This is a genomic window from Terriglobus sp. 2YAB30_2 (assembly GCF_052114765.1).
Classification (GTDB): Bacteria; Acidobacteriota; Terriglobia; order Terriglobales; family Acidobacteriaceae; genus Terriglobus.
In genome coordinates, this window is record NZ_JBFRFJ010000031.1 from 1 (window position 1) to 19,906 (window position 19,906).

At 57.6% G+C, this 19,906-nt stretch carries 13 protein-coding genes; 6 read left to right on the forward strand and 7 right to left on the reverse strand.

Translation table 11 applies throughout. The annotated features are described in order from the left end of the window. Nucleotides 1-1,999: 1,999 nt before the first annotated feature. The gene (locus AB4Y89_RS23725; protein WP_442303424.1) at nt 2,000-2,539 is read left to right on the forward strand and encodes a hypothetical protein; all 540 of its coding nucleotides are present in this window, start codon (nt 2,000-2,002) and stop codon (nt 2,537-2,539) included. Between the two features lie 213 nt (nt 2,540-2,752). Here AB4Y89_RS23725 and AB4Y89_RS23730 read toward each other — a convergent pair whose 3' ends face one another. The 3 genes from AB4Y89_RS23730 to AB4Y89_RS23740 all read right to left on the reverse strand — a co-directional run bounded on the left by AB4Y89_RS23730 (nt 2,753) and on the right by AB4Y89_RS23740 (nt 5,930). Next, the gene (locus AB4Y89_RS23730) at nt 2,753-3,667 is read right to left on the reverse strand and encodes a hypothetical protein (RefSeq protein WP_442303425.1); all 915 of its coding nucleotides are present in this window, start codon (nt 3,665-3,667) and stop codon (nt 2,753-2,755) included. A gap of 347 nt (nt 3,668-4,014) precedes the next feature. Then, nucleotides 4,015-4,866, reverse strand: coding sequence for a GDSL-type esterase/lipase family protein (locus tag AB4Y89_RS23735; RefSeq protein ID WP_442303426.1), 852 nt, complete (start codon nt 4,864-4,866; stop codon nt 4,015-4,017). A gap of 449 nt (nt 4,867-5,315) precedes the next feature. Next, nucleotides 5,316-5,930, reverse strand: coding sequence for a TetR/AcrR family transcriptional regulator (locus AB4Y89_RS23740; protein WP_442303427.1), 615 nt, complete (start codon nt 5,928-5,930; stop codon nt 5,316-5,318). 65 nt (nt 5,931-5,995) lie between these two features. Here AB4Y89_RS23740 and AB4Y89_RS23745 point away from each other — a divergent pair, with 65 nt between their 5' ends. The 3 genes from AB4Y89_RS23745 to AB4Y89_RS23755 all read left to right on the forward strand — a co-directional run bounded on the left by AB4Y89_RS23745 (nt 5,996) and on the right by AB4Y89_RS23755 (nt 8,619). Next, nucleotides 5,996-6,646, forward strand: coding sequence for a DUF2306 domain-containing protein (locus tag AB4Y89_RS23745; protein ID WP_442303428.1), 651 nt, complete (start codon nt 5,996-5,998; stop codon nt 6,644-6,646). Between the two features lie 300 nt (nt 6,647-6,946). Then, entirely contained in the window at nt 6,947-7,600 is a 654-nt protein-coding gene (locus tag AB4Y89_RS23750) for an HD domain-containing protein (protein WP_442303429.1), read from the forward strand. Between the two features lie 59 nt (nt 7,601-7,659). Continuing rightward, nucleotides 7,660-8,619 (forward strand): GlxA family transcriptional regulator, encoded by a 960-nt coding sequence (locus AB4Y89_RS23755; RefSeq protein WP_442303430.1) that lies wholly within the window; start codon nt 7,660-7,662, stop codon nt 8,617-8,619. A gap of 453 nt (nt 8,620-9,072) precedes the next feature. Here the strand turns inward: AB4Y89_RS23755 and AB4Y89_RS23760 are convergent, their stop codons facing one another. The 4 genes from AB4Y89_RS23760 to AB4Y89_RS23775 all read right to left on the reverse strand — a co-directional run bounded on the left by AB4Y89_RS23760 (nt 9,073) and on the right by AB4Y89_RS23775 (nt 16,885). After that, nucleotides 9,073-12,480 carry a carboxypeptidase regulatory-like domain-containing protein gene (locus tag AB4Y89_RS23760; RefSeq protein WP_442303431.1) on the reverse strand — a complete coding sequence of 1,136 codons (3,408 nt, stop codon included), beginning with the start codon at nt 12,478-12,480 and terminating at the stop codon, nt 9,073-9,075. A gap of 503 nt (nt 12,481-12,983) precedes the next feature. Continuing rightward, the gene (locus AB4Y89_RS23765) at nt 12,984-14,369 is read right to left on the reverse strand and encodes a hypothetical protein (protein WP_442303432.1); all 1,386 of its coding nucleotides are present in this window, start codon (nt 14,367-14,369) and stop codon (nt 12,984-12,986) included. Nucleotides 14,370-14,601: 232 nt separating this feature from the next. Continuing rightward, complete coding sequence (locus AB4Y89_RS23770) at nt 14,602-16,194, reverse strand: methyl-accepting chemotaxis protein (RefSeq protein WP_442303433.1); 1,593 nt, start codon at nt 16,192-16,194, stop codon at nt 14,602-14,604. 322 nt (nt 16,195-16,516) lie between these two features. Beyond that, the gene (locus AB4Y89_RS23775; protein WP_442303434.1) at nt 16,517-16,885 is read right to left on the reverse strand and encodes a hypothetical protein; all 369 of its coding nucleotides are present in this window, start codon (nt 16,883-16,885) and stop codon (nt 16,517-16,519) included. A gap of 120 nt (nt 16,886-17,005) precedes the next feature. Here AB4Y89_RS23775 and AB4Y89_RS23780 point away from each other — a divergent pair, with 120 nt between their 5' ends. After that, nucleotides 17,006-17,734 carry a TetR/AcrR family transcriptional regulator gene (locus AB4Y89_RS23780; protein WP_442303435.1) on the forward strand — a complete coding sequence of 243 codons (729 nt, stop codon included), beginning with the start codon at nt 17,006-17,008 and terminating at the stop codon, nt 17,732-17,734. A 317-nt stretch (nt 17,735-18,051) separates the two neighbouring features. After that, nucleotides 18,052-19,614: a hypothetical protein gene (locus tag AB4Y89_RS23785; RefSeq protein ID WP_442303436.1), complete on the forward strand. Its 1,563-nt coding sequence runs from the start codon at nt 18,052-18,054 to the stop codon at nt 19,612-19,614. The last annotated feature ends 292 nt before the right edge of the window (nt 19,615-19,906 follow it).

Sequence of the window (19,906 nt, forward strand, 5' to 3'; positions counted from 1 at the left end):
CTCCCACTCCACTGCAAACCGGGCACGCTCTCTCCCACTCCACTGCAAACCGGGCACGCTCTTCCAACACTCCGCTCGCTCTCCAAGGCATGCCAGACTTCTACACGCCTCCGCTCGACCTCGCGAAAGTGTTACCTATGTCCCCGGTCTAATCTGTTACCCATCTGCCCGGTCTGTACCACTCTATACGGCACGGCTAAAAGCCGTGCCCTTAAACACGACATCGCGCTTCGCGCGACAGGATACAAGGCTCATTGTGCTCGGCTCTATCCTTCCGTTGCGCGCAGCGCAACCATTTCGCACCGAGGTGCGAATGTATTGCTTAAGGGGACGGCTTCAGCCGTCCCGTACAGGCCGGAGCAAAAGGCGGCTTTAGCCGCTGAGGTACACGCTTAGAGCGTTCTCCATGTTGTTGGGTATCCCGGAAGAATCATTAATTGACCACACCTATTTCGGGCAAGCAGTGGCGTTTTCATTGCGCATAGATGCCCTACCCCTACAGGGAATGCTCTATTCAGCGTCGTTTCGGACGTGGATTCAGTCGAAGCATTAGATAACAACGAAGAACAGTTCTGAACTCTTCCGCGATCATCTTTTGTTCTGCATGATCAATGCCGGCGTAAGTTGCCGGAAGCGTCATGATGATCTCTAGAGTGATCGTCGTGATACGCCGCGCATTCACAATGGAAAGGCCGGGGTTGAGTAACACCGGCGTGTGCGTAGTCCTGATGGACTCCTCTGTGTGTCAGCCACACAGGACGTTGCGCGAACGGATGGTTATTGATCTACGAAAGTCAAAACCCGGCTCCTATTTCCTTTCCACGACTCATGAGCAGGATCAAGCCTCCTACTACTACCCGCTTCAGATCAAGTAGGCAATCTTGCTTTGGACGAATCTTTAGGAACCGTGTAACGAGACGGGGACGGCAACGATCAATCTGTTCCACTGATTCGACTGCCGCGGTCAGATAGGGTACAACTATAGCGCACCGCACGATGCAATTCCGGGAATTGCCTATACCTGGATACCACTGCGGTCGATCGACCTTCCTCCCACCTGCATCGTTGCTTAATCCAACACTGACGCAACAAAGGAGATCCGTCATGTCCGAAAAGCAACTCGACTCACACAAGCCGCAAGGTCAATAAATAACAACACCAACTATGCGTCTTGGAGGGCACATTGGCACTTATTCTGAACTTTTATCTTTCCAACACAACATCTGAACCATTGGTACTGAAACCCAACCCCGAGGTCAACTTGCCTTTCTACACGGTCAAACCTCCGGCCGAAATTCAGCCGGATACGATAGGTCATTGGCAGCTAACGTATCACGATAACGGTGGTAGCTTGTCGCTTATTTTCCAAGTAGGGCAAGACGAGGTCATGTTTGGCTCTGCCGTAAGCCCCGATAAAGTTGGATATGGATTTACACCATGGAGTTCGAACCATTTTCCACCCGGACTCTCGTTTAAAGACGACCCTTTACATCCGAGCCCACTTCCCATCGGCGACAGTTCTAGCCAACAAATAAACCTAAATCTCACAGTGGAGCCTAAATAGGTCCAGGCCTTGTCACGCCGAATAGTGGACGATCAACCCAAAGGACCGGGAAGATGTAGCGGCGATGCCGTGAGCTTCCCGCATCCTGCTCAGACCCTCTTCGCAGCCATTAGCACGGCGAGGAGGGTTTTTTAGTGCATCGCATTCGGTTCACGCAGAGCGAACTGGATCTGATCCTGAAGATGATCGCTACAGTTAATATGGTCCGTCGCCCCGTAGACCGACATCTAGACCGAAACTCCGTTTTCATACATTCTCCGCTTCCAGCCTGCGTTAGGACCATTGGACTTCCGAAGAAAGGTGCAGTACAACAAGGGTGGTACAACCTAGGCCCAATTCCGGGAAATCTACACCCGGATACCTTTGCAGTGTGTCGCCTTCCTCCCGCCTGTATGGTTGCTCAATCCAAAACTGACGCAACAGTGGAGATCCGTCATGACAGAAAACACTAAGACTCCTGCTACCCAGAATTCAAACGATAACGTATCAGTAACAGGGTTCGGGAGTGGCAACGGGGGCAATGGCGGCAATGGCGCGGTCACCCAGGCCAACTCATCGAGCACACAGAGCCTTTTCGATACGGTCCACCAGATACAAATGATCGCGGGCGGCCTCCTCGCGACCGACAACTTCGGCCCAACGATTGGGAATTCCCTACAAGCGATTTTCATGGGCTGCCGGTCGATTTACGTGGGGTGCTCGTCGAGCACACTGAGTCTTAACGATGGGGTCGGCCAGATACAAGACCTCGCCTTCTCCCTCAACAACTTGCCAGAGGTCTTCTCCTCTAAAGACGGTTCAGGCGGCGTAGAACTGATTACCGGTGCCTGTAACGATATTCTAGGTGGAGAACCCTCTGCTCAGAGCTGGATTGGAGGGCCGCAGAACGGAAACGAAACCCCAGGCGAAGCCAAGAAAACTCTTCAAGAAAAGCCGTCCAGCGATATCTCGGGCCCTACGGGATCGGGAAAGTGATCCTCTGCAATTACGGGTGCGGCTCAGCATGCGGGTTTTTGGAGCAGCTATCGTAGAGATCTAGCCGGCGTCGTCGAGACTGTGGGAAAGTTGGGAAGCCGGTTTTGCTTTCCAACTTTTCCATTGCCTGCTTTCGCTGGCCATTTCTGGTCAGCCTGCGATGGCTTCGGTTCTATCTGTATCCTCGAGATCAACGAATTTTGGTTGATCGTCTTAAAACTTCATCGCAATCGCACCACCGCGCGGATTGGGCGGCCAGTGGTTACGAACGATGGCGCCCGCCTCGCCATCCGAGCCCTTCGATTTGATCGGCTCGTACCGCAGGAAGCGTGTGGCGTATCCGCTTCTGCCGCGTGCGCTGGAGCGCAGCACCTCCGCAGCGGGAATCGCTGCGCGAATCAGCAACCCATCGACCGTCTGAGAGATCGACTCGATACGCCCGCGGCGCGCGTGAATGTCTTCCATCACCGAGGACATAAATGGTGTGGGTAGATCGATGGTAGCTTCCACCATCGGCTCCAGCACGACCGGCCTGGCATGTTTCGCTGCCTCACGAAAGGCCATGGCGCCGGCGATCCTGAGGCTCACCTCGTGGCGGCCAATCTCATCGCAATCGCTTGTGAGCAACGTGACTTTCAGATCGACGAGTTCGCTGCCCTGCAGAATGCCGCCCCGTGCTGCCTCTCGCACACCGGCCTCAATCGCCTGAACGGACTGCTTGGCAATCGCCTCATTGTCCAGGTCACAAAGAAACTGCAATCCGCTCCCTTGCTGACCAGGCTCTACCCGAAGCCGGCAGTAACCATAGTTCCGTGCGCCGCCGGTCTCGCGGAGATACGAGTGTTCCGCTTCCGCGGAGCCAAGAACTGTCTCCAGGTAGTTGACCTTCAGATCACCCGGCTCGGCCAACTCTCGCTGGATGACCGTCAAGCGAAGCTCCAGGAGCTGCAATTCGTCCTCTCCACTGACGAAGAGCCTGTCGTGGTCGATGTGAACTTCGGCCCTCAGTCTGGGGTTTTCCTGGACCAGATCTTCGAGTTTCTGTTGGACGGTGGCTCGCTCCTCCAACGGAATGGAGTGGACCGCAAACGAAAGAATGCGATGAACGGCTCTGCCTGTCTTAGTCATGGGCGTGCTCCTTCTCAACAAAACCGCGAAGCCCAATCAAACGATGCCAACCATTGAGCCATAGGTGAGAGGCGAAAGCAACTGAAAGTTACCTCATTCCATAATCCTGCACCGGATCAAGACATCGCGCCCGCAATCCCTCACCTAAGGTGATCGCTGCCGCAGCGCCTGAATAAGCTCTTCCACTGGCGTGGCCTGACCTTCGGAAACTCAATACCATGAACGTGCGGCATGGACAGAATCTCCTCTGACTCACATTGCGAGGAAATCACTAAAAGAGGCATAAAGGCCGAACGCCGTAAGCGCTTACGGCGTCCTTATACTTTTCCTCTGTCATTGGTTTGCTCTCAGTGAGAATCATTGCTGCCGGCGCGGTGACTGTCCGAGGCAAGCGTCTTCTCGATGGCCTTCTCGACCAAAGGCTCCATCAACACATAGCCTTCAGCCGTAGGATGAAGACCATCTTTCGTAATCTCCGCACGCAGACGATCTTTCCCATCGGAGACAGCGTTGTAGAAATCCACATATTCGTAGCCGCGCTGTTTCGCTTGATCCTTCAGCCAACTATTCAGTTGCAGGATCTGGTCCGGAGGCCTGGTCTCAGTACGCTTTTGGTAGACATCGCTTACGGGCAAGATTGAGCAGACAACCACGGGAATTTTATTGGCCTGCGCCAACTCGAAGATGCTGACGAAATTGCCTTCGATAAATCCCAGCAGGTCAGGAACCTTGAAGGTGGCCAGATCATTGGTTCCGGCAAAGATCACCATCGCCGCAGGCTTCAGCGCGATCACATCAGGGCGCATGCGGATCAGCATCTGTGGCACATTCTGCCCGCCGATACCGCGGTTGATCGGAATGAACTTATCGTGATCGTGGTGAAAGTAGCTGCTGACCTTCTCTCCACCCCAGTTGTGTGTGATGGAGTCGCCCAGGAAGACGACGCGCGGTTTCGCATCATTACGCTGCATAACCCTGACATCATCTTCCGCGTACCAGGATATGGCCGCCCAGTCCGGGAGGCGCTGTTTCAACCGCTGGACATCTGCGGCGACGCGTTGCACCTCCTGCTCCATACGCTGCACTTCGTTCACTCCGGTTGCCGTGGGAGGAGCATTGTCAGCGACAGGTGCGGGCACAGTCTGTCCACGGGCAAACGAGACCGCAAGTCCCAGCAGAAGGAGAGTGAGAGTACGCATGAAGTTACCTTTCAGTTAAAGCACTTGTTACTGGGTATCGCGGCGTTTTCATTACGGAAAACGCCCGTAGATGCGGAAGCCCTACTCTACACCTACGGGGAAAATGCTCTAGCGTTACCACGCTATGGTTCCGGTGTGACGTTGTCAACGGCGCCCATGTCCGGCCACAGATTCGATCCACCCAGCGGAGCTATCGCATACCATCAGCTTCGGCTCCCGAACTATTGCTAGGGCGTCTCGGCAAATTCGCCTTGACTGCGGAGTTATAGAGCGGGCCTTCAGCCCTTTGTTTTTCTATGGGCAGTAGACCTGGGGCGTTGCCCGGCTGATATAGAGCGCGCCTTCAGCGCTTGACCACCTAGCAGTGCAGCCGCGGTCCTCACGGCTCCCACCAATTCGAGCTACGCTCGAATGTCCCACATATCATCGTCGCGGGACATGGATGAACCTTAGATCAAGATCCGCTCTGCCAGGCGCGCCATCTGCTCCACTGCATCCTCGGTCGTCATTCCCTCGGAGACGAAAGTGTCAAAGAACTCGAACGAGGTGAAGGTGTATAGGGCTGCGGCTGCTTCGTTGGGCGGCAGCGCCATTGCGCTTGCAAAGCGATTGGCTAGCACCTCAGCCGCGCCACGACGGCGAGCGTACCGGGATGAGACGGCCTGACCGAAGGCAAGGTCCAGAGCGGCGATGCCGTGAATACGGCGTATCAGCACACGTTCGTTACGCCAGAACCGTGTAAACACACGGACAAATCCGCGCACGGCAATACGTGCATCGGTTCCATGCATCACCTCACGCATCTCCTCAATACCGGCGCCGAGAGCAATTTGATCGAACAACGCGGCGATGATGCCCTCCTTGTTGCCAAAGAGGTTGTTCAGCGTCTGCCGGGAGACACCGCTCTTCGCCGAGACGTTTTCCATGGTGAACTCGGCCGCACCACCCTTCTCCAGCAACTTCCGCGCTGTTCGCAGCACTCGCTGCCGGGTGGTGTCAGACTGCACCGCCCGTTGCCCCAGCGTATACGGACGTTTGGCTGGCGGCGGTCGTCGGGATGGCATGGGGGTATTCTAGAGCCGAAAATTTAACTGGACAAGATGTCTATCTAAATTCTAGAGTGTTATCCATGTCGACCGTGCCCTTGTCTTCACCCACAACACGGTTTCCACGATGGTTGCGGATCTTCTTCTGGTTCTGCATTGTGATTGCCGTTGCCGTGGTGACGCGCCGGGTCGTCTCATTCCTGACGCCGGCTCGCAACGCGCCACCCATGATGGTGAGCGTGGAAGAGGCATTCATGAGCCGCAAGGCGCTCACACTGGCCCACATTCTGCCCGCAGGAGCGCTGGTGCTGCTGCTCCCGTTTGTTCTGCGGCGCGGCCCCGGAACAAGGCGCGGTCTTGAAGGTGTCGTCTATGCGCTGGGCTTTGTCGTCGGCATCACCGCCTATGCCATGAGCGGGCATCCGGTCGGCGGAGTCATCGAGCGTTCTGCGGTACTGTTCTTCAACACGCTTTATCTCTTCTGCCTGACACGGTCGTTTCTCCTATGGAGCGCCAGAGCGTTTCCGTTGGCAGGACGATGGCTGCTGCGCGCCATGGGTATCCTGTTGGGGATTGCGACGACGCGGCCTGTCATGGGCGTCTTCTTCGCGACCAGTGCGCTTACGCATATGACACCGCAGCAGTTCTTCGGCATCGCCTTCTGGATCGGTTTTTCCATCAATACGATCGTTATTGAGTTGTGGTTGAGAAGGCATCCAGCTATCTCGGAATAATCGCACCACATTTTGTTTTGGGATGGGTGGGAGCCGTGGGCTTTAGCCAGGCTTTAGCCCGCTGATTTGGGATACATAGACTCCATCGGCTTTAAGCCCTGGGTCTTTTGCGTCCCAGAGGGGAAGGCCCAGGGCTAAAAGCCCACCTTACTAAACGCTACGTAGACCGTGGGCTGAAGCCCAGGGCTCCCACCCGTTCCCCTGCAAGACGTCTGCCCAACCCTGTCCGAAATTGCTGTATTTGTGTCGTGGCGTCCGCTGCCTGACCGCTCTAGGTTTGAGAGCAGGAGGCAGCAGACCATGACCGGCGGCACCTTGCCCACCATCTCCGGGGTCACTATTCCCGACAGCAAACTCGCGCGGGAGATTACCACCTTCATTCGCGACACCGAGACACCCCTGCTCTTCAACCACTCCAGCCGTGTTTATCTCTTTGCGGCGCTTGCTGGTAAGCGCCGTGGGCTGAGCTTCGATCCTGAGCTTCTCTATGCGGGAGCGATGTTCCATGACATCGGTTTGATGCCGTCCCACAGCAGCGCTCACGACCGCTTCGAGGTGGACGGAGCCAATGCTGTGCGCGAATTCTTGCGCAGCCACGAGCTCCCGGAGCAGGAGATCGATCACGTTTGGACAGCCATCGCACTACACACCACGCCGGGCATTCCGCAGTACATGCATCCGGTTGTTGCCCTGGTAACCGCTGGCGTCGAGATGGACGTACTTGGCATCGACTATGCAAGCTTTGCCGACGGAGACCGTGAGTCCGTCGTCAGCGCCTTTCCGCGTACGCCACACTTCAAGGAAGATATCCTCCAGGCTTTCTACGACGGCATCCATCACAAGCCGGAGACTACCTTCGGCAATGTGAAGGCCGATGTGCTCGCCGACAAGGACCCGAACTTCAAGCGCGGTAACTTCTGCGGTGTGATCCGTAATTCCATGTGGCGAGGCTAAGCTGTTCGCCTTCTCTTCCGGGATACCCAGCAACAGGGAAAACGCCCTAGAATCGCGGTATGAAGAAGGTTGTGATCGTCGGTCCTCCTCCGGTGCAGATTCTCGATGTTGCCGGACCACTGGAGGTCTTCAGCAATGTGCCCGGATACGAGGTACAGCTTGCCCATCCGGGGACCGGCGATACTCTTCCAACTCACCGCGGCTTCGCCCTCACCAACGCCATTCCCATCCGCGAGATCACGGGGAAGATCGACACTCTGGTCGTCGTCGGAGGTCCCGGCGCGGAGAACGGCGTCTATGACGAAGCCTTCATCTCCTGGATCGCTGAGGCAGGCGCCAAAGCAAGACGTGTCGCCGCCATCTGCACCGGAGCCTTCCTTCTCGCCAAGGCTGGTCTGTTGGATGGAAGAAACGCCGTCACGCACTGGAACTTTTGTGACCGGCTGGCCAAAGAGTTTCCTGAAGTAACAGTAAAAGCCGAATCCATCTTCCTTAAGGACGGACCGATCTATACCTCCGCGGGCATCACCGCTGGTATCGATCTATGCCTGGCTCTTGTAGAAGAAGATCACGGGCATGAAGCCGCACTGCGGGTGGCTCGCTTCCTCGTCATGTTCCTGGTGCGGCCGGGGGGACAATCGCAGTACAGCCACATGCTCTCGCACCAGGCGGTGAATTCTCAACCGTTACGCGAGTTGCAGGTCTGGATGCTGGAACATCTGCGCGAAGACCTCACCGTTGAAAAGCTGGCCGAGCGCGTGGGGATGAGTGCACGAAACTTCACCCGTGTATGCCTGCGCGAAACGCGCATGAACCCTGGACAGTTCGTTGACCGCATGCGGGTTGAAGCCGCACAGCAAATGATCGACAGCTCGTCGATGGGGTTGAAGGAAGTTGCCAATGCCTGCGGCTTCAGGTCGGCCGATGCGATGCGGCGTACGTTCCTTCGCGTACTGGGTGTAACGGCCGGTGAGTATGTGAATCGATTTCGGCGTCGGCGGAGAGATAAAGGCAAGTAGGTCTGCAGCATTGCTCGAATAGCGAATATGTTGCGCAGAGCGCAACCATTTCGCACCACAGGTGCGAATGCCTTGCTTAAGGGGACGGCTTCAGCCGCTGAGGGCAGTGTGTTCGAGAAGCAGATTTCTTCGCTGCGCTACGAAATGCCAAACAAAAAGATACGTGGCGAGATGTAAGCGCCGAGATGGATAAGATTTGACCTCAGCGGCTAAAGCCGCCATCTCTGTGTGCTTCTATGTGGGACGGCTAAAGCCGTCCCCTTAAGCACGGCATTCGCACTTGCAGTGCGAAACGAGACGCACTGTATAGCTGGGTTTCACGATCGTAGAAATCTCATCCTGTCTCAACTGGTAAAAGGTCTCTGGGAGACACGGTATAAAGCTTTCCTCCAAACAAAAAAATGCAGCCCGGAGTCGATGCCACTCCGGACTGCCAAAAAAGGAGGTTCGTCTTTAGAAGTTCAACTTCGCCGAGAGTTGAATGACCCGGGAGACTACGTCCGAGGTTCCGCCGCCGAGCTTGCCGAAGGTGCTGGTGTTGTTAAGCGACAGGCCCACAGCATTCGGATTCGCGTTATAGCGGAGGAAAAGGTTGAAGATATCGGCGCGCAGTTGCAGGTTGCGCTTCTCGCCAAACTTGATTGCCTTCACGAACGACGAGTCATCGTTCAGAATGCCAGGCAGCGTCACCACACCCACGCGAGGCGCATTGCCGAAGGTACCGGCCGCTGCCGTGCGGAATGCAGCGGTGTTGAACCACTGTGCGTTAGAGCGTCCACCCGCAGGTGTGTTCGGGCTCTGGCCCGGGATGATATCCGGACGAGACGCCAGCCCCGTACCCGTCGTATCGACGCTGTTGAAGACGCTGCCAGCCGGTCCGCTCTGTGCCACGACAATCGTGGATGCCTGCAGCCCGTCGAAGGCAGCCTTCTTCCAGCCGGTAGTGTGGGCAAAGAACGGAATATCCCAGATGGCCGTCGCCACAAACCGATGACGCAGATCGAAGATCGCCGACGAACGATCAGAACGCGGATTGTAGATATTCAGACCCGTGGGGTTGAAGGTGCCGCCCCCCACATAACCACCGATATCCGACGGGCCGGAGATAGCATGTGACCAGGTGTACGATCCCAATACGGTGAGGCCGCGGCCGACGCGCCGCTCCAGCTTGGCCTGCAGCGAGTGATAGGTTGCGCTTCCGTTGGAGAAGTCACCAGCGATTGAGCGTGCTGATGTGCCGGACTTGAAGGTCTGGTTCGGGCGACGCGAGGCCAGTGAAGCCAGGCCCGGAGTCGACGGATCGACCGGTACTGGCATGTTCACGTCAGGATAGTAAGTGTAGTTGTGCGTGCTCTTGGCGCCCACGTAGCCCAGAGTTGCGATCAGCTTCGCCGGGAGTTGCTGCTCTGTCGTGAGATTCCACTGCTGCGTATAGGCGTCCTGCAGGTTGGGATCGACCGCGTTGGCAAAGGGATAGGTCGGCGCTCCGCCGAGCGTCACGCCGGGGAAGGGGTTGGAGAAGGTGAGCGACGGAGTCGTCCTGACGCCGATGGTGGGCTGGTTGCTGGTGCTGATGGAAGCTCCGGACTGGGCCTGTGCTCCTTCAGCCCAGGTGAATGGCTGATTGGCGATATCGGTAGTGAAGTACCAGCCATATCCGCCGCGAACCACGGTCTTGCCCGCGCCGAACGGCTGCCAGTTGAAACCGACACGTGGTGCAAAGTCGTAGAAGTGTGGTGGAATCAGGCCACGGCCGTACTGTGAGATCTGCGGCGTCAGCAGCGTACCCGCGATGCCATTCGGCAGTGTGGCAATGGCTGCATACTGATCGTTGTTCTGCACCCACGGCGGCATATGGTCCCAGCGCAGGCCCAGCGAGATCGTCAGACCATTGCGGAGATGCCAGTTATCCTGCACGAAATATCCCTGCCACAGGGTTCTGATGTTGGTGTAGGTGTGCGTCGGATTGATGGATGCTGCCTGCATGTAGCCGAGCAGAAAATCCGCAAGCGCCGATCCTGTCCACTGTCCCGTGAAACCAAAGTTGCCGCGCGGGTCGCGAATCTGATCGAAGGTATCGTTCTTGAAGGTCAACTGTACGCCGCCGGCGAGGAAGTGCTTGCCCAGCTGCAGTGACAGCGAATCATTCACGCTATGAGCGCTATTCGAGCGGTTACGAGGACCGATGGTACGGCGCAGCTGGAAGAGGCTGAAGACCCCGTCCGGACCACTGATGTTCACCGTCGGCGGACCGTAGAAGTGAGAGTCGGACGATGCGAACGGAACGCCAATCGCATTTGCGATGTTGTAGTTGGTATCGTCCGTGGTCCCGAAGGTCTCAATCTCGGTGAAGCGGTGATAGCCGTAAGAGGCCGTGTTCACCATCGACGAACCGAAGGTGTGCACATGCGCCGCGCTGAGGTTGGTGCTGCGGGCATCGTTGTTGTCCTGGTCGTGCCCGAAGAGCGGTGTGCCTGCGTTGAGGGTATCGTCCCAGATGAAGTGGCCGTTGATCTGGTCGTGGGTCGTGAGCATGTGGTCGAGCCGGGTGATGATATCGCGCTGCGTTGAGAGCGCCTTCGGCGTACCGGTCTGATAGTTGGTGCTGCTGGCATAGGAGCCGTTCGCCGGCGTGTAGCTCAACAGCTTCAAGGCTGATGCGCTGATGCGGTTCGCTGGAATCTGCTTATTGGGAAAGGGCTGGCCGGTCGTGGGATCCAGAATGGTGTTGGTCGTCGTGGTCGATCCGCTGGCGGCGAAGACGCGGCCAGTCACAGAGTTGAGATCTCCGGCCTGCTGTGCGGCTGTCGGAACGATCAGGAAGCTTGGCGTTGAGGCCGTGAGGTTGCGTCCCTCTTCCTCATTGACGAAGAAGAAGGTGCGCCCGCGGCCGTTGTAGAGGTGCGGAATGATGACCGGTCCGCCGATGTTGCCGCCGAACTGATTACGGTTCAGGCGAGGCGCCGTGGGGTTGGGGTTAGTGGTCGAGATAAAGTCGCGGCTCTTCGTGAAGTAGTTGTTGCGGTTGAACTCCCACAGGGTTCCGTGAAAGTCATTGCTGCCCGACTTCAGAATGACGTTGATGAAGCCGCCGAGCGCGCCTCCGTTCTCAGCGGTGCTGGAGCTGGTCTCGACCTTGAACTCCGAAATGGCATCGACCGACGGCGAGAAGCTGTAGGTATTGGCGTCGTAGTCCATCGACTCGGCACCCTCGATGAAGTAGCGGTTCTGGGTATCGCGCTGACCGTTGATCTGGGTCGCGGTCAAACCGCCGTTGGCATCTGATTGTCCGATCGAACCGCGACCGCGGCGAGCGGCGATGGAGGAGACCGTGCCCGGGTTGACGCCCGGAATCAGCTGGGTCAGCTGAATAAAGTTCCTTCCGTTCAGGGGCAGGCTTACCACCTTGGTGGAGTCAATCGTGGTGCCGACGCTGGGATTGTCCGTCTGCAGCTGCGCGACCGAGGTGTCGACTGTGATCACCTGGTCGGCTCCGCCGATCTTCAGGCCGAAGTCAACGCGAGCTACCTGGTCGGCGGCCAGTACCAGCTCATTGCCGACCTGGGTGCTGAAGCCTTCCTTGGCCACGGTGACGATGTAGCGGCCGGGCGACAGGGAGGGAGCGTTGTAGTTTCCGTTGCTGTCGGTCTCGAGATCGCGGGTTCGCCCGGTTTCGACGCTCTTGATCGTAACTTTGGCGGTGGGAACGAGAGCTCCGGCAGGATCGCTCACCGTACCGGTGATGGTGCCGAAGCTGGTGCTCTGCGCCCATCCCAAGGGGACAAGGGCAAACAGAGGGATCAGGACCAGGGAGATGATCCACTGTGGAAAACGTTTTCTTCTACTGATATTTGGGTACATATTGGCCTCTTCTCCAAAGTGCCGAAGGTCCTACAGACTTCGGCGGTGATTCAAGAACTCGTCCCAGGTGCTGCCAATGCAGTTCAGGACAGAGAATGCTGTTGTTTTGAAGTCAACAAAGAGTCGTGAATCCGAGAGAGGACCATCAAGTTAATTCACCGTTAACCCGAAGTTCACAATCAAACCGAGCAGCAAAGCTCTATCTGGCAATGGTTTGCGGATGTTGGAGGGAGTTTTATTAACCGTAAAGAGTGGGGTGGAAAGGCGGTTAAAACGAAGGTCGAGGATTTCTTTTGTCATTTCGCAGCGCAGCCGAGAAATCTGCTTTGCTGCCGGGTGCCCTACCCTCACGGAGTTAGGGTGGGCGAGGACTACCCATACGACCTAACAAAGTACGAAACGGATTTGCTGATGAACCTTCTATCGATCTGCGAGGGTAGCGAGAAGCAGATTTCTCCCGCTCCGCTACGAAATGACAAAGGGGAGACCTTCGTGGCTCGTCCCTACTGCTCGATCCGCCAGGCGACGATCTCGGACCGGAAGGGTGTGCCGATGATCTGGTAGTTGTGCAGCAGGACTTCAAAGCCGGGCGGCGGCCCCTTGGGCGAGAGGTGGTTCTGCCGGAAGAAGTCTCCGAGCGCCGCCTCCGAGGTGACAAACTCTCCGGCCGACCGTGTCGCCTGGGAATCGGTTCCTTCCAGGATCAGCACATAGCCACTCCGCCCCAGATTGGGCAGCAATGCGACCACACTGTATCCCTCATTCCGTTGCAGGTCCGAGGTGCCGTCGTACACCGGCTTCTCTCCCGGTTTGGGGGCCAGGTTCTCGACATACGGGCGATGCTGCACAACGTCGTACTGCAGCCGGAAGTTCAGCCGGCTGTTGAAGAGATCAACCCACGGATTCGAGATGCGGCTTCCGATCAGGATCGCGTTGTTGGTCTTGAACTCTTCGGCGGAGTACTCGCGGGCGAACTTGAGCTTCACGTCGGACGAGACCGGATTCAGCTCAATGATCCGTTTTGCCGCGATAAAGTCACCCACGCTTGCCGTATTCCGGTTCAGAACCCTGTCGAGCGCATCTTGCCGGTCCGCACTGAGACCCGCCATGCTGGCTGTCTGCTTGTAGTCATTGTTGATGTACGACTTCAGCGAGATCTGCCGTGACTCAATATCCTGCGCCAGGGCAAAAGAGGTATCCGCGAGGACAAGGTCAGTCTGCGTTCCCTTGACGAAGAGCTCTCCCCATAACGCGCGCACAGCCGGCTGTTGCTGCCACGGCTGCAGCAGGCGGCGCATCTGCAGGTTCTGCATCAGCAACACAGTGCATACGGCAACAAGGGCCGCGGCCAATACCTTCCATGCCCAGTGCGTCCGGCGGACCGGAAGCGATGGAGCCTCAGGAATGGTTACCGAAACTGTCGTCATGACCGGAGGCATTAAGGGAGCGGCCGGCTCCGGCTCAAGGAGCGTTGTCTCTTCTACCGGCTCAACCATCGCGGGCACGACTGCGGGCAAGGCGCTGACGGACCGCCGGCGAAAGATCAGCGCATAGGCGCCGCGGGGCATATCGACGAGGATGTTTTCCTGCGCACCTTCCGCGGAGAAATACATCTCGAGCCGCTTGCGCAGCTCTGTCGCACTCACGCGAACGATATTGTCCGCGCTGGTGTCATAGCCTTCGGGACGCTTGAAGACAGCAGTTCCGATTGTTGCCTCGTGCAAGGCATCATCCGCATGATTGGCAGGGCAGGCGCCGACATAGAGAAGAAACTCGCGCAGGCGTGTGGCTCGGCGAAAGGGAGCACTGGCTGCGATGCGCTGCAGCAGCTCCATCCTTTCGTCATGAGTCACGTCATCGGAACCAGTATCGGATAACAGCTCCTGCATGGATAGCCTGCGGTGTTTCTAGAGCATTTTTCCCTGCTGCTAGGTAGCCCGGAAAGGGTGTGCAGCGGCGTTTTCACTAGGAAACGCCCATAGATACGGAAGCCCTACTCTACACCCACAGGGAAAATGCTCTAAGTCGTTGAACCGATTATATCTCGCGCTTGCGGGCAAAAATTTGGGAAGCCTTGCGGCTCCCCGAAGTGTGTGCAGCAGCGAAATGTGGATTTGAAACTCAGAACTCCACAAAGTTTGCGTCGTTGCCGACGCCGACAGCGACCGGAACCGGGACCGCCATCGGACGGATCATTGGTTTTACAGGCTTTGCGGCAGACTTTACGGCAGGCTTCCTCGAAGAGCTCTTCGCGCTTTGACGAGCCATTGCACCAGACGAGGTTTGCACGCCAACCATGGCTCCAAGGCGGGCAGCCAGTTCGTAAAGCGCACCTGACTGTGCATTGAGCTGCTCAGCCGCTGCGGCTGACTCCTCCGCGTTTGCGGCGTTCTTCTGTGTCACCGACTCCATCCGGCCGATAGCGCGCGCGATCTGATCGACGCCGCCGACCTGCTCGGAGGATCCATCGCCGATCTGGTCGACCAGCGACTTGATCTCGGTAAAGGAACCTTCAAGTTTGGCTCCAGCCTCGACCATCGATTCGATCTTGGTGCGGCCGTCTGCGGCGTTGGTCAGCGCTGCTCCGATCAGACCCGAGGTCTCCCGCGCCGCTTCCGCCGAGCGCTGCGCAAGGTTGCGCACCTCTTCGGCGACCACCGCGAAGCCTGCTCCCGCCTCTCCGGCACGGGCTGCTTCCACGGCGGCGTTCAGAGCCAGGATGTTGGTCTGGAACGAAATCTTGTCGATGACACTGATGATCTTCGCAATCTGTTGCGAGCTCTCATTGATGCTGGTCATCGAGTTGACGCATTCCTTCACGGCGGCAGCGCTCTGGTGGGAGGTGCCAACGGCGGTGCTCACGATTCCCATCGCCGAGCGTGCATTGTCGGCGTTGCGCTTCGCCATGGACGAGATCTCTTCCGAGGAGGCGGACGTCTCTTCAATCATCGCCGCCTGCTCCGAGCTGTCGCGAGCCAGGTTCTGGCTGGATGACGAGATCTGTGAAGCCGCGGAAGCAATCTGTTCGGCGCCCTGGTTCAGAGCGAGCACATTCTTACGCAGGTCGCGTTCCAGGCGAATCACGACCCAAACAACTACAGCGGAGGCAAGAAACGCAAGGAGCAGCAGCGTCATCGCAACCGACTCCGCGGCGACCACGGAGCCGCGGGCATCATTGCTCGCATCTGCCATGATCTTCTGCTGGTGCTCGAGGATCTGAGCACTCAGGTTGTCCGCTTCCTCAAGCGGTTGCGTGAGCTCATTGATGTTTAGATCAGACGCCTGCTTGACGTCGTGGCTGTTGATCGCAGCGACAAACCGCGCGTGGGCAGGCGTCAGGCGGTCGAGCGTAGCTTCCGTCTTATTCAACAGGTCTGCACCAGCGGAGCCTACTCCAACCTCCCGAATTCCTTTAATCGCCTTGCGGAACTCAGCTTCGTGCTGGGCATACTGATGTTCACGTTGAGTCGCTATATCCCAGTTCCCCAGGGCGGCCTGGGCGAGTTCGCCACGCTGCGCAGCCAGCATCTCGGCACCAGAGGCATCGGCAACGCCGGCGAGATAAAACTTGTGAGCGTCGTCCACACCAAGGGTGTGAATCATGTCCCCAAAAGTACTGACGCGGTAGGCGAAGGCTCCGCCCAGAACCATCGCCAGAAGGGTGAGGGCGCCTGTTGCGCTCATAAGTTTTTGTTTGATTGTTAGATTCTTCATCGTGTGCACCTACCAGGGAGACCTGTCCTCTCCATCGGCGGGAAAAGGCGACACGATAGCGATTAAGTTATGAGCGGTAAACGACTTAAGCCAGTGCTAAGGTTCCACCTTCATAGGGATAGAGCGCTTCCCCGTTGCTGGGTATCCCCGAAGAGGCGTGTAGCGGCGTTTTCATTGCGGAAAACGCCCATGGATGTGGAAGCTCTGCATTCCACCCACAGGGAAAATGCTCTGGCGATTTAAATGCGAAACGCCGGACGCACCTTCACGGCAGCCGTTTACACGGCTGCCGTGAAGGCAATATCCGGCGTAGGCGTATAAGTTACTTCGCTTTGCTGGCGTCGAACGTACCACTCACGCCAAACGGATCGACTGTGGTATTGCCCGAGATCTTCTCGCCATCCAGTTTTCCGTCAAAGCTCAGCAAAAGCGCGGTGCCGTTATAGTCGCCGGGCTGCGACCACTTGATCTGTTGGCCGTCGATCTTTCCGGTCACCTTCGCCTCTCCAGCTTCGCCCTTGCAGGTACCTGACAGGTCCGCTCCGGCCTGGACGAAGTTACACTCCATCTCGCTGTCGCTGCCGCCGACCGACAGGTGGACCTTCCATTTGCCGCTGGCGTCGGGCGCGGCGGCGGTCTCCGCGAACGTGAGGGTAGAGAGCAATGCGAGCGAGGCGACAAGGATTTTCATGAAGGGATTGACCTTTCCGGTGCACATGAATTACATACGTGTGAACACGCATTAATCTATACCGCCGGATTTCGATACTGTCCAGCGAAAATTCTTTTTCTCCCCGTGGAGGCTTTTCCCATGACCCTGGCAGGCTTTGAGGCGGTTCAGCCGGCTCACGTACCATCGTTGGTGATGAAGCAGGATAGACCGCTGACCAAACACGCCATCAAGAGCAAGGCCACCCGCGATGCCCTGCTGAAGGCGGCCGAACAGATCTTTGCGCGTGACGGATACGAGCGGGCGCAGATCGATGAGATCGCACAGCTTTCCGGCCGGACTCGCGGCGCCGTCTACGCGCAGTACAAGACCAAAGAACAGCTCTTCTTCGCCGTACAGGAACAGCAGATCGAGAGCGCGAAGGCGGAGCTGCAGACCCTGCTCTCGAAGATCCATGCAGAGGACTATGCCGGCAAGCTTGCCGCGCTGAGGGAGTATTACAGCAACCTTCGCGAACCTCGCTCCGGCATTCTGGATCTGGAGCTGAAGCTCTATGCTCTGCGCCATCCGGAGTCGGCCGCAGCCTGGGCGGAACGCTACACCCGCATCTTTGCTCCCGGTAACTTCGCCAAAGACTTCAGCCTCGCCCAGTTGCCTGGACACTCCAAACTCAGCAGCCGGATCCTGGCTCTGCCGGCCGTCAAGACCGCGCTGATCCTCGCGATGGAGTTCCTTCCGGATCATCTGCCGCAGAGCGAAGCAAAGCTGTTGCTCAAGGAGATCTTCGACGGGCTGTTTCCGCCGGAATCTATTCGAGGCAGTGCGCCGAAGAAAGCACGAGCAGTTCGGAAGAAGACGGTTGGTGTGTAGTGGGTATCCGCGTGCCCATACGCTGGGTGCCCCATTCACGCGGTCCCCGCCGAACTTGTTGGTCGGGGTGGTCACGCGAAGCGTGAGTGGGATATTCGAGCTACGCTCGAACCGCCTTTCGCTTGTTACCCCGCGGCGCGCTTGCCCAAACTAGATTGTTCACATCCCACCCATCGCGTTGCGATGGATGGAGCACCCAGTGTATTGGCTATACCCAAAAGCCCAGAATGAGTTTGAATGTTTTCCAATTTACATCCGTGCAAGCACGCATTTAGTGTGATTGTCCACATCGAAGATCGTCCCCGGAGTACTCGTTCATGACATACCTACGGCTCACACACGTTCGTAGCGCCCTTGCAGTCTCTCTCGTTGCTGTCTGCACGTCTCTCCCTGCCCAGGTCACTCTCCAGCCGAAGTCGATGCCTCGCGTCGCGCAGGTCGATCCGCGTTATGTCTCGTTCAATGTGGAGGCGATCGAGATCACCGGCGGCCGCTTCTGGAAACCCTTTCCCAAGAAAGACCAGCCGCCCGCTGCCCCGGGGACGACCACTGATCCCTATCAATACCGCCCACCTATCGATCTGAGCCGTGCAAAGATCCGCAAGCTCGCCGGCGCACTTGCTCCCAGCTACATGCGTGTCAGTGGCACCTGGCGGAATAGCACCTACTTCCAGGACGATGACGCTCCGCAGATGTCGACACCGCCGACAGGCTTCAAAGGCGTGATGACGCGGGCGCAGTGGAAGGGCGCAATCGACTTCGCTCATGCCGTCGGTGCGGACCTGGTGACCTCGGTCGCCATCAGCGATGGCACACGCGATGCGAATGGTGATTGGACCACAGCCCAGGCCAAGACCTTCTTTGACTTCACCCGCAAAGCCGGCGGACACATCGCCGCGACCGAGTTTCTCAATGAGCCGACCTTTGCAGCCCAGGGGGCAGCGCCGAAGGGCTACGACGAGGCTGCGTTTGCGAAGGATGTGAAAGCCTTCCGCACCTTTCTGAAGGCAGAGTCGCCAGAGACCATCTATCTCGGCCCGGGAAGCATCGGCGAAGGTGTTCCCATGATCGTGGGCATGCCCATGCCGAAGATGCTCTCGACCGAGAAGATGTTGCAGGCTTCAGGTCCTGTCTTCGATGCGTTTTCCTATCACGTCTACACCACGCTCTCGCCCCGCTGCGTCGGCAAGATGGGTCTCTCCTGGGAGAAGGTGCTCACGCCCGCCTATCTGGACCGCAACCCTGATACGGAAGCCTTCTATGCGAAGCTCCGCGATACGTACATGCCCGGCAAGCAAATCTGGCTTACGGAATCGGGCGAGGCCGGCTGCGGTGGAAGCCCGTGGGCCTCGACGTTCATCGACACCTTCCGCTTCGCCGATCAGCTCGGCTCGCTGGCTCGTAGAAATGTGCAGACCGTCATGGTCAACACACTGGCCTCCAGCGACTACGGCCTGTTGAACGAAGAGACTCTCAATCCGCGTCCTGATTACTGGCTCGCCCTGTTGTGGAAGCGGCTGATGGGAACCACGGTGCTGGATCCCGGGCCGGCGCCCGATGCGACTTTGCGTATCTACGCTCACTGCATGAAAGATGCTCCTGGTGGAGTGAGCGTGGTTGCGTTGAATATCGACAAGGATGCCGAGCACGCCATCACGCTTTCAGCGGGAGAGCGCTACACGCTGACGGCTCCGGAGCTGTTGAGCGAGACCATGATGTTGAACGGGAAATCCCTGCAGGCCGAGGATGGAACACTGCCTACGATCACAGGCGAGAGAACGAAGGCAGGAGAGCAGAAGCTCCCGCCCGCGTCGATCACGTTTTTTACGGTGCGCGGTGCCGGGAATGTAGCCTGTCGTGAGGGTTCAACTTCTAAGTAACATCCAGCCCGGGTGCCCCACCCTCGCAACGCTAGGGTGGGTTCGGAAGTCTCGATGGATGTTGAGAAACGGTTCGCGCGTTGCGCGAATACCCACATAAGCTTCGCGTATGTGGGGCACCCGGTTTAGTGCTGATGTTTAGAAGGTCGCTCTCCGAACCCACCCTAGCGTTGAGAGGGTGGGGCACCTGTAGGAGGTCAAGAGGTTGTTGACATCTGGAGCCTGCTGATGGGCGGGCGTAGGTTGAGGCTAGCATGAGGTCTTTGTTGGTTGTAGAAGTCGGTCCAAGGGG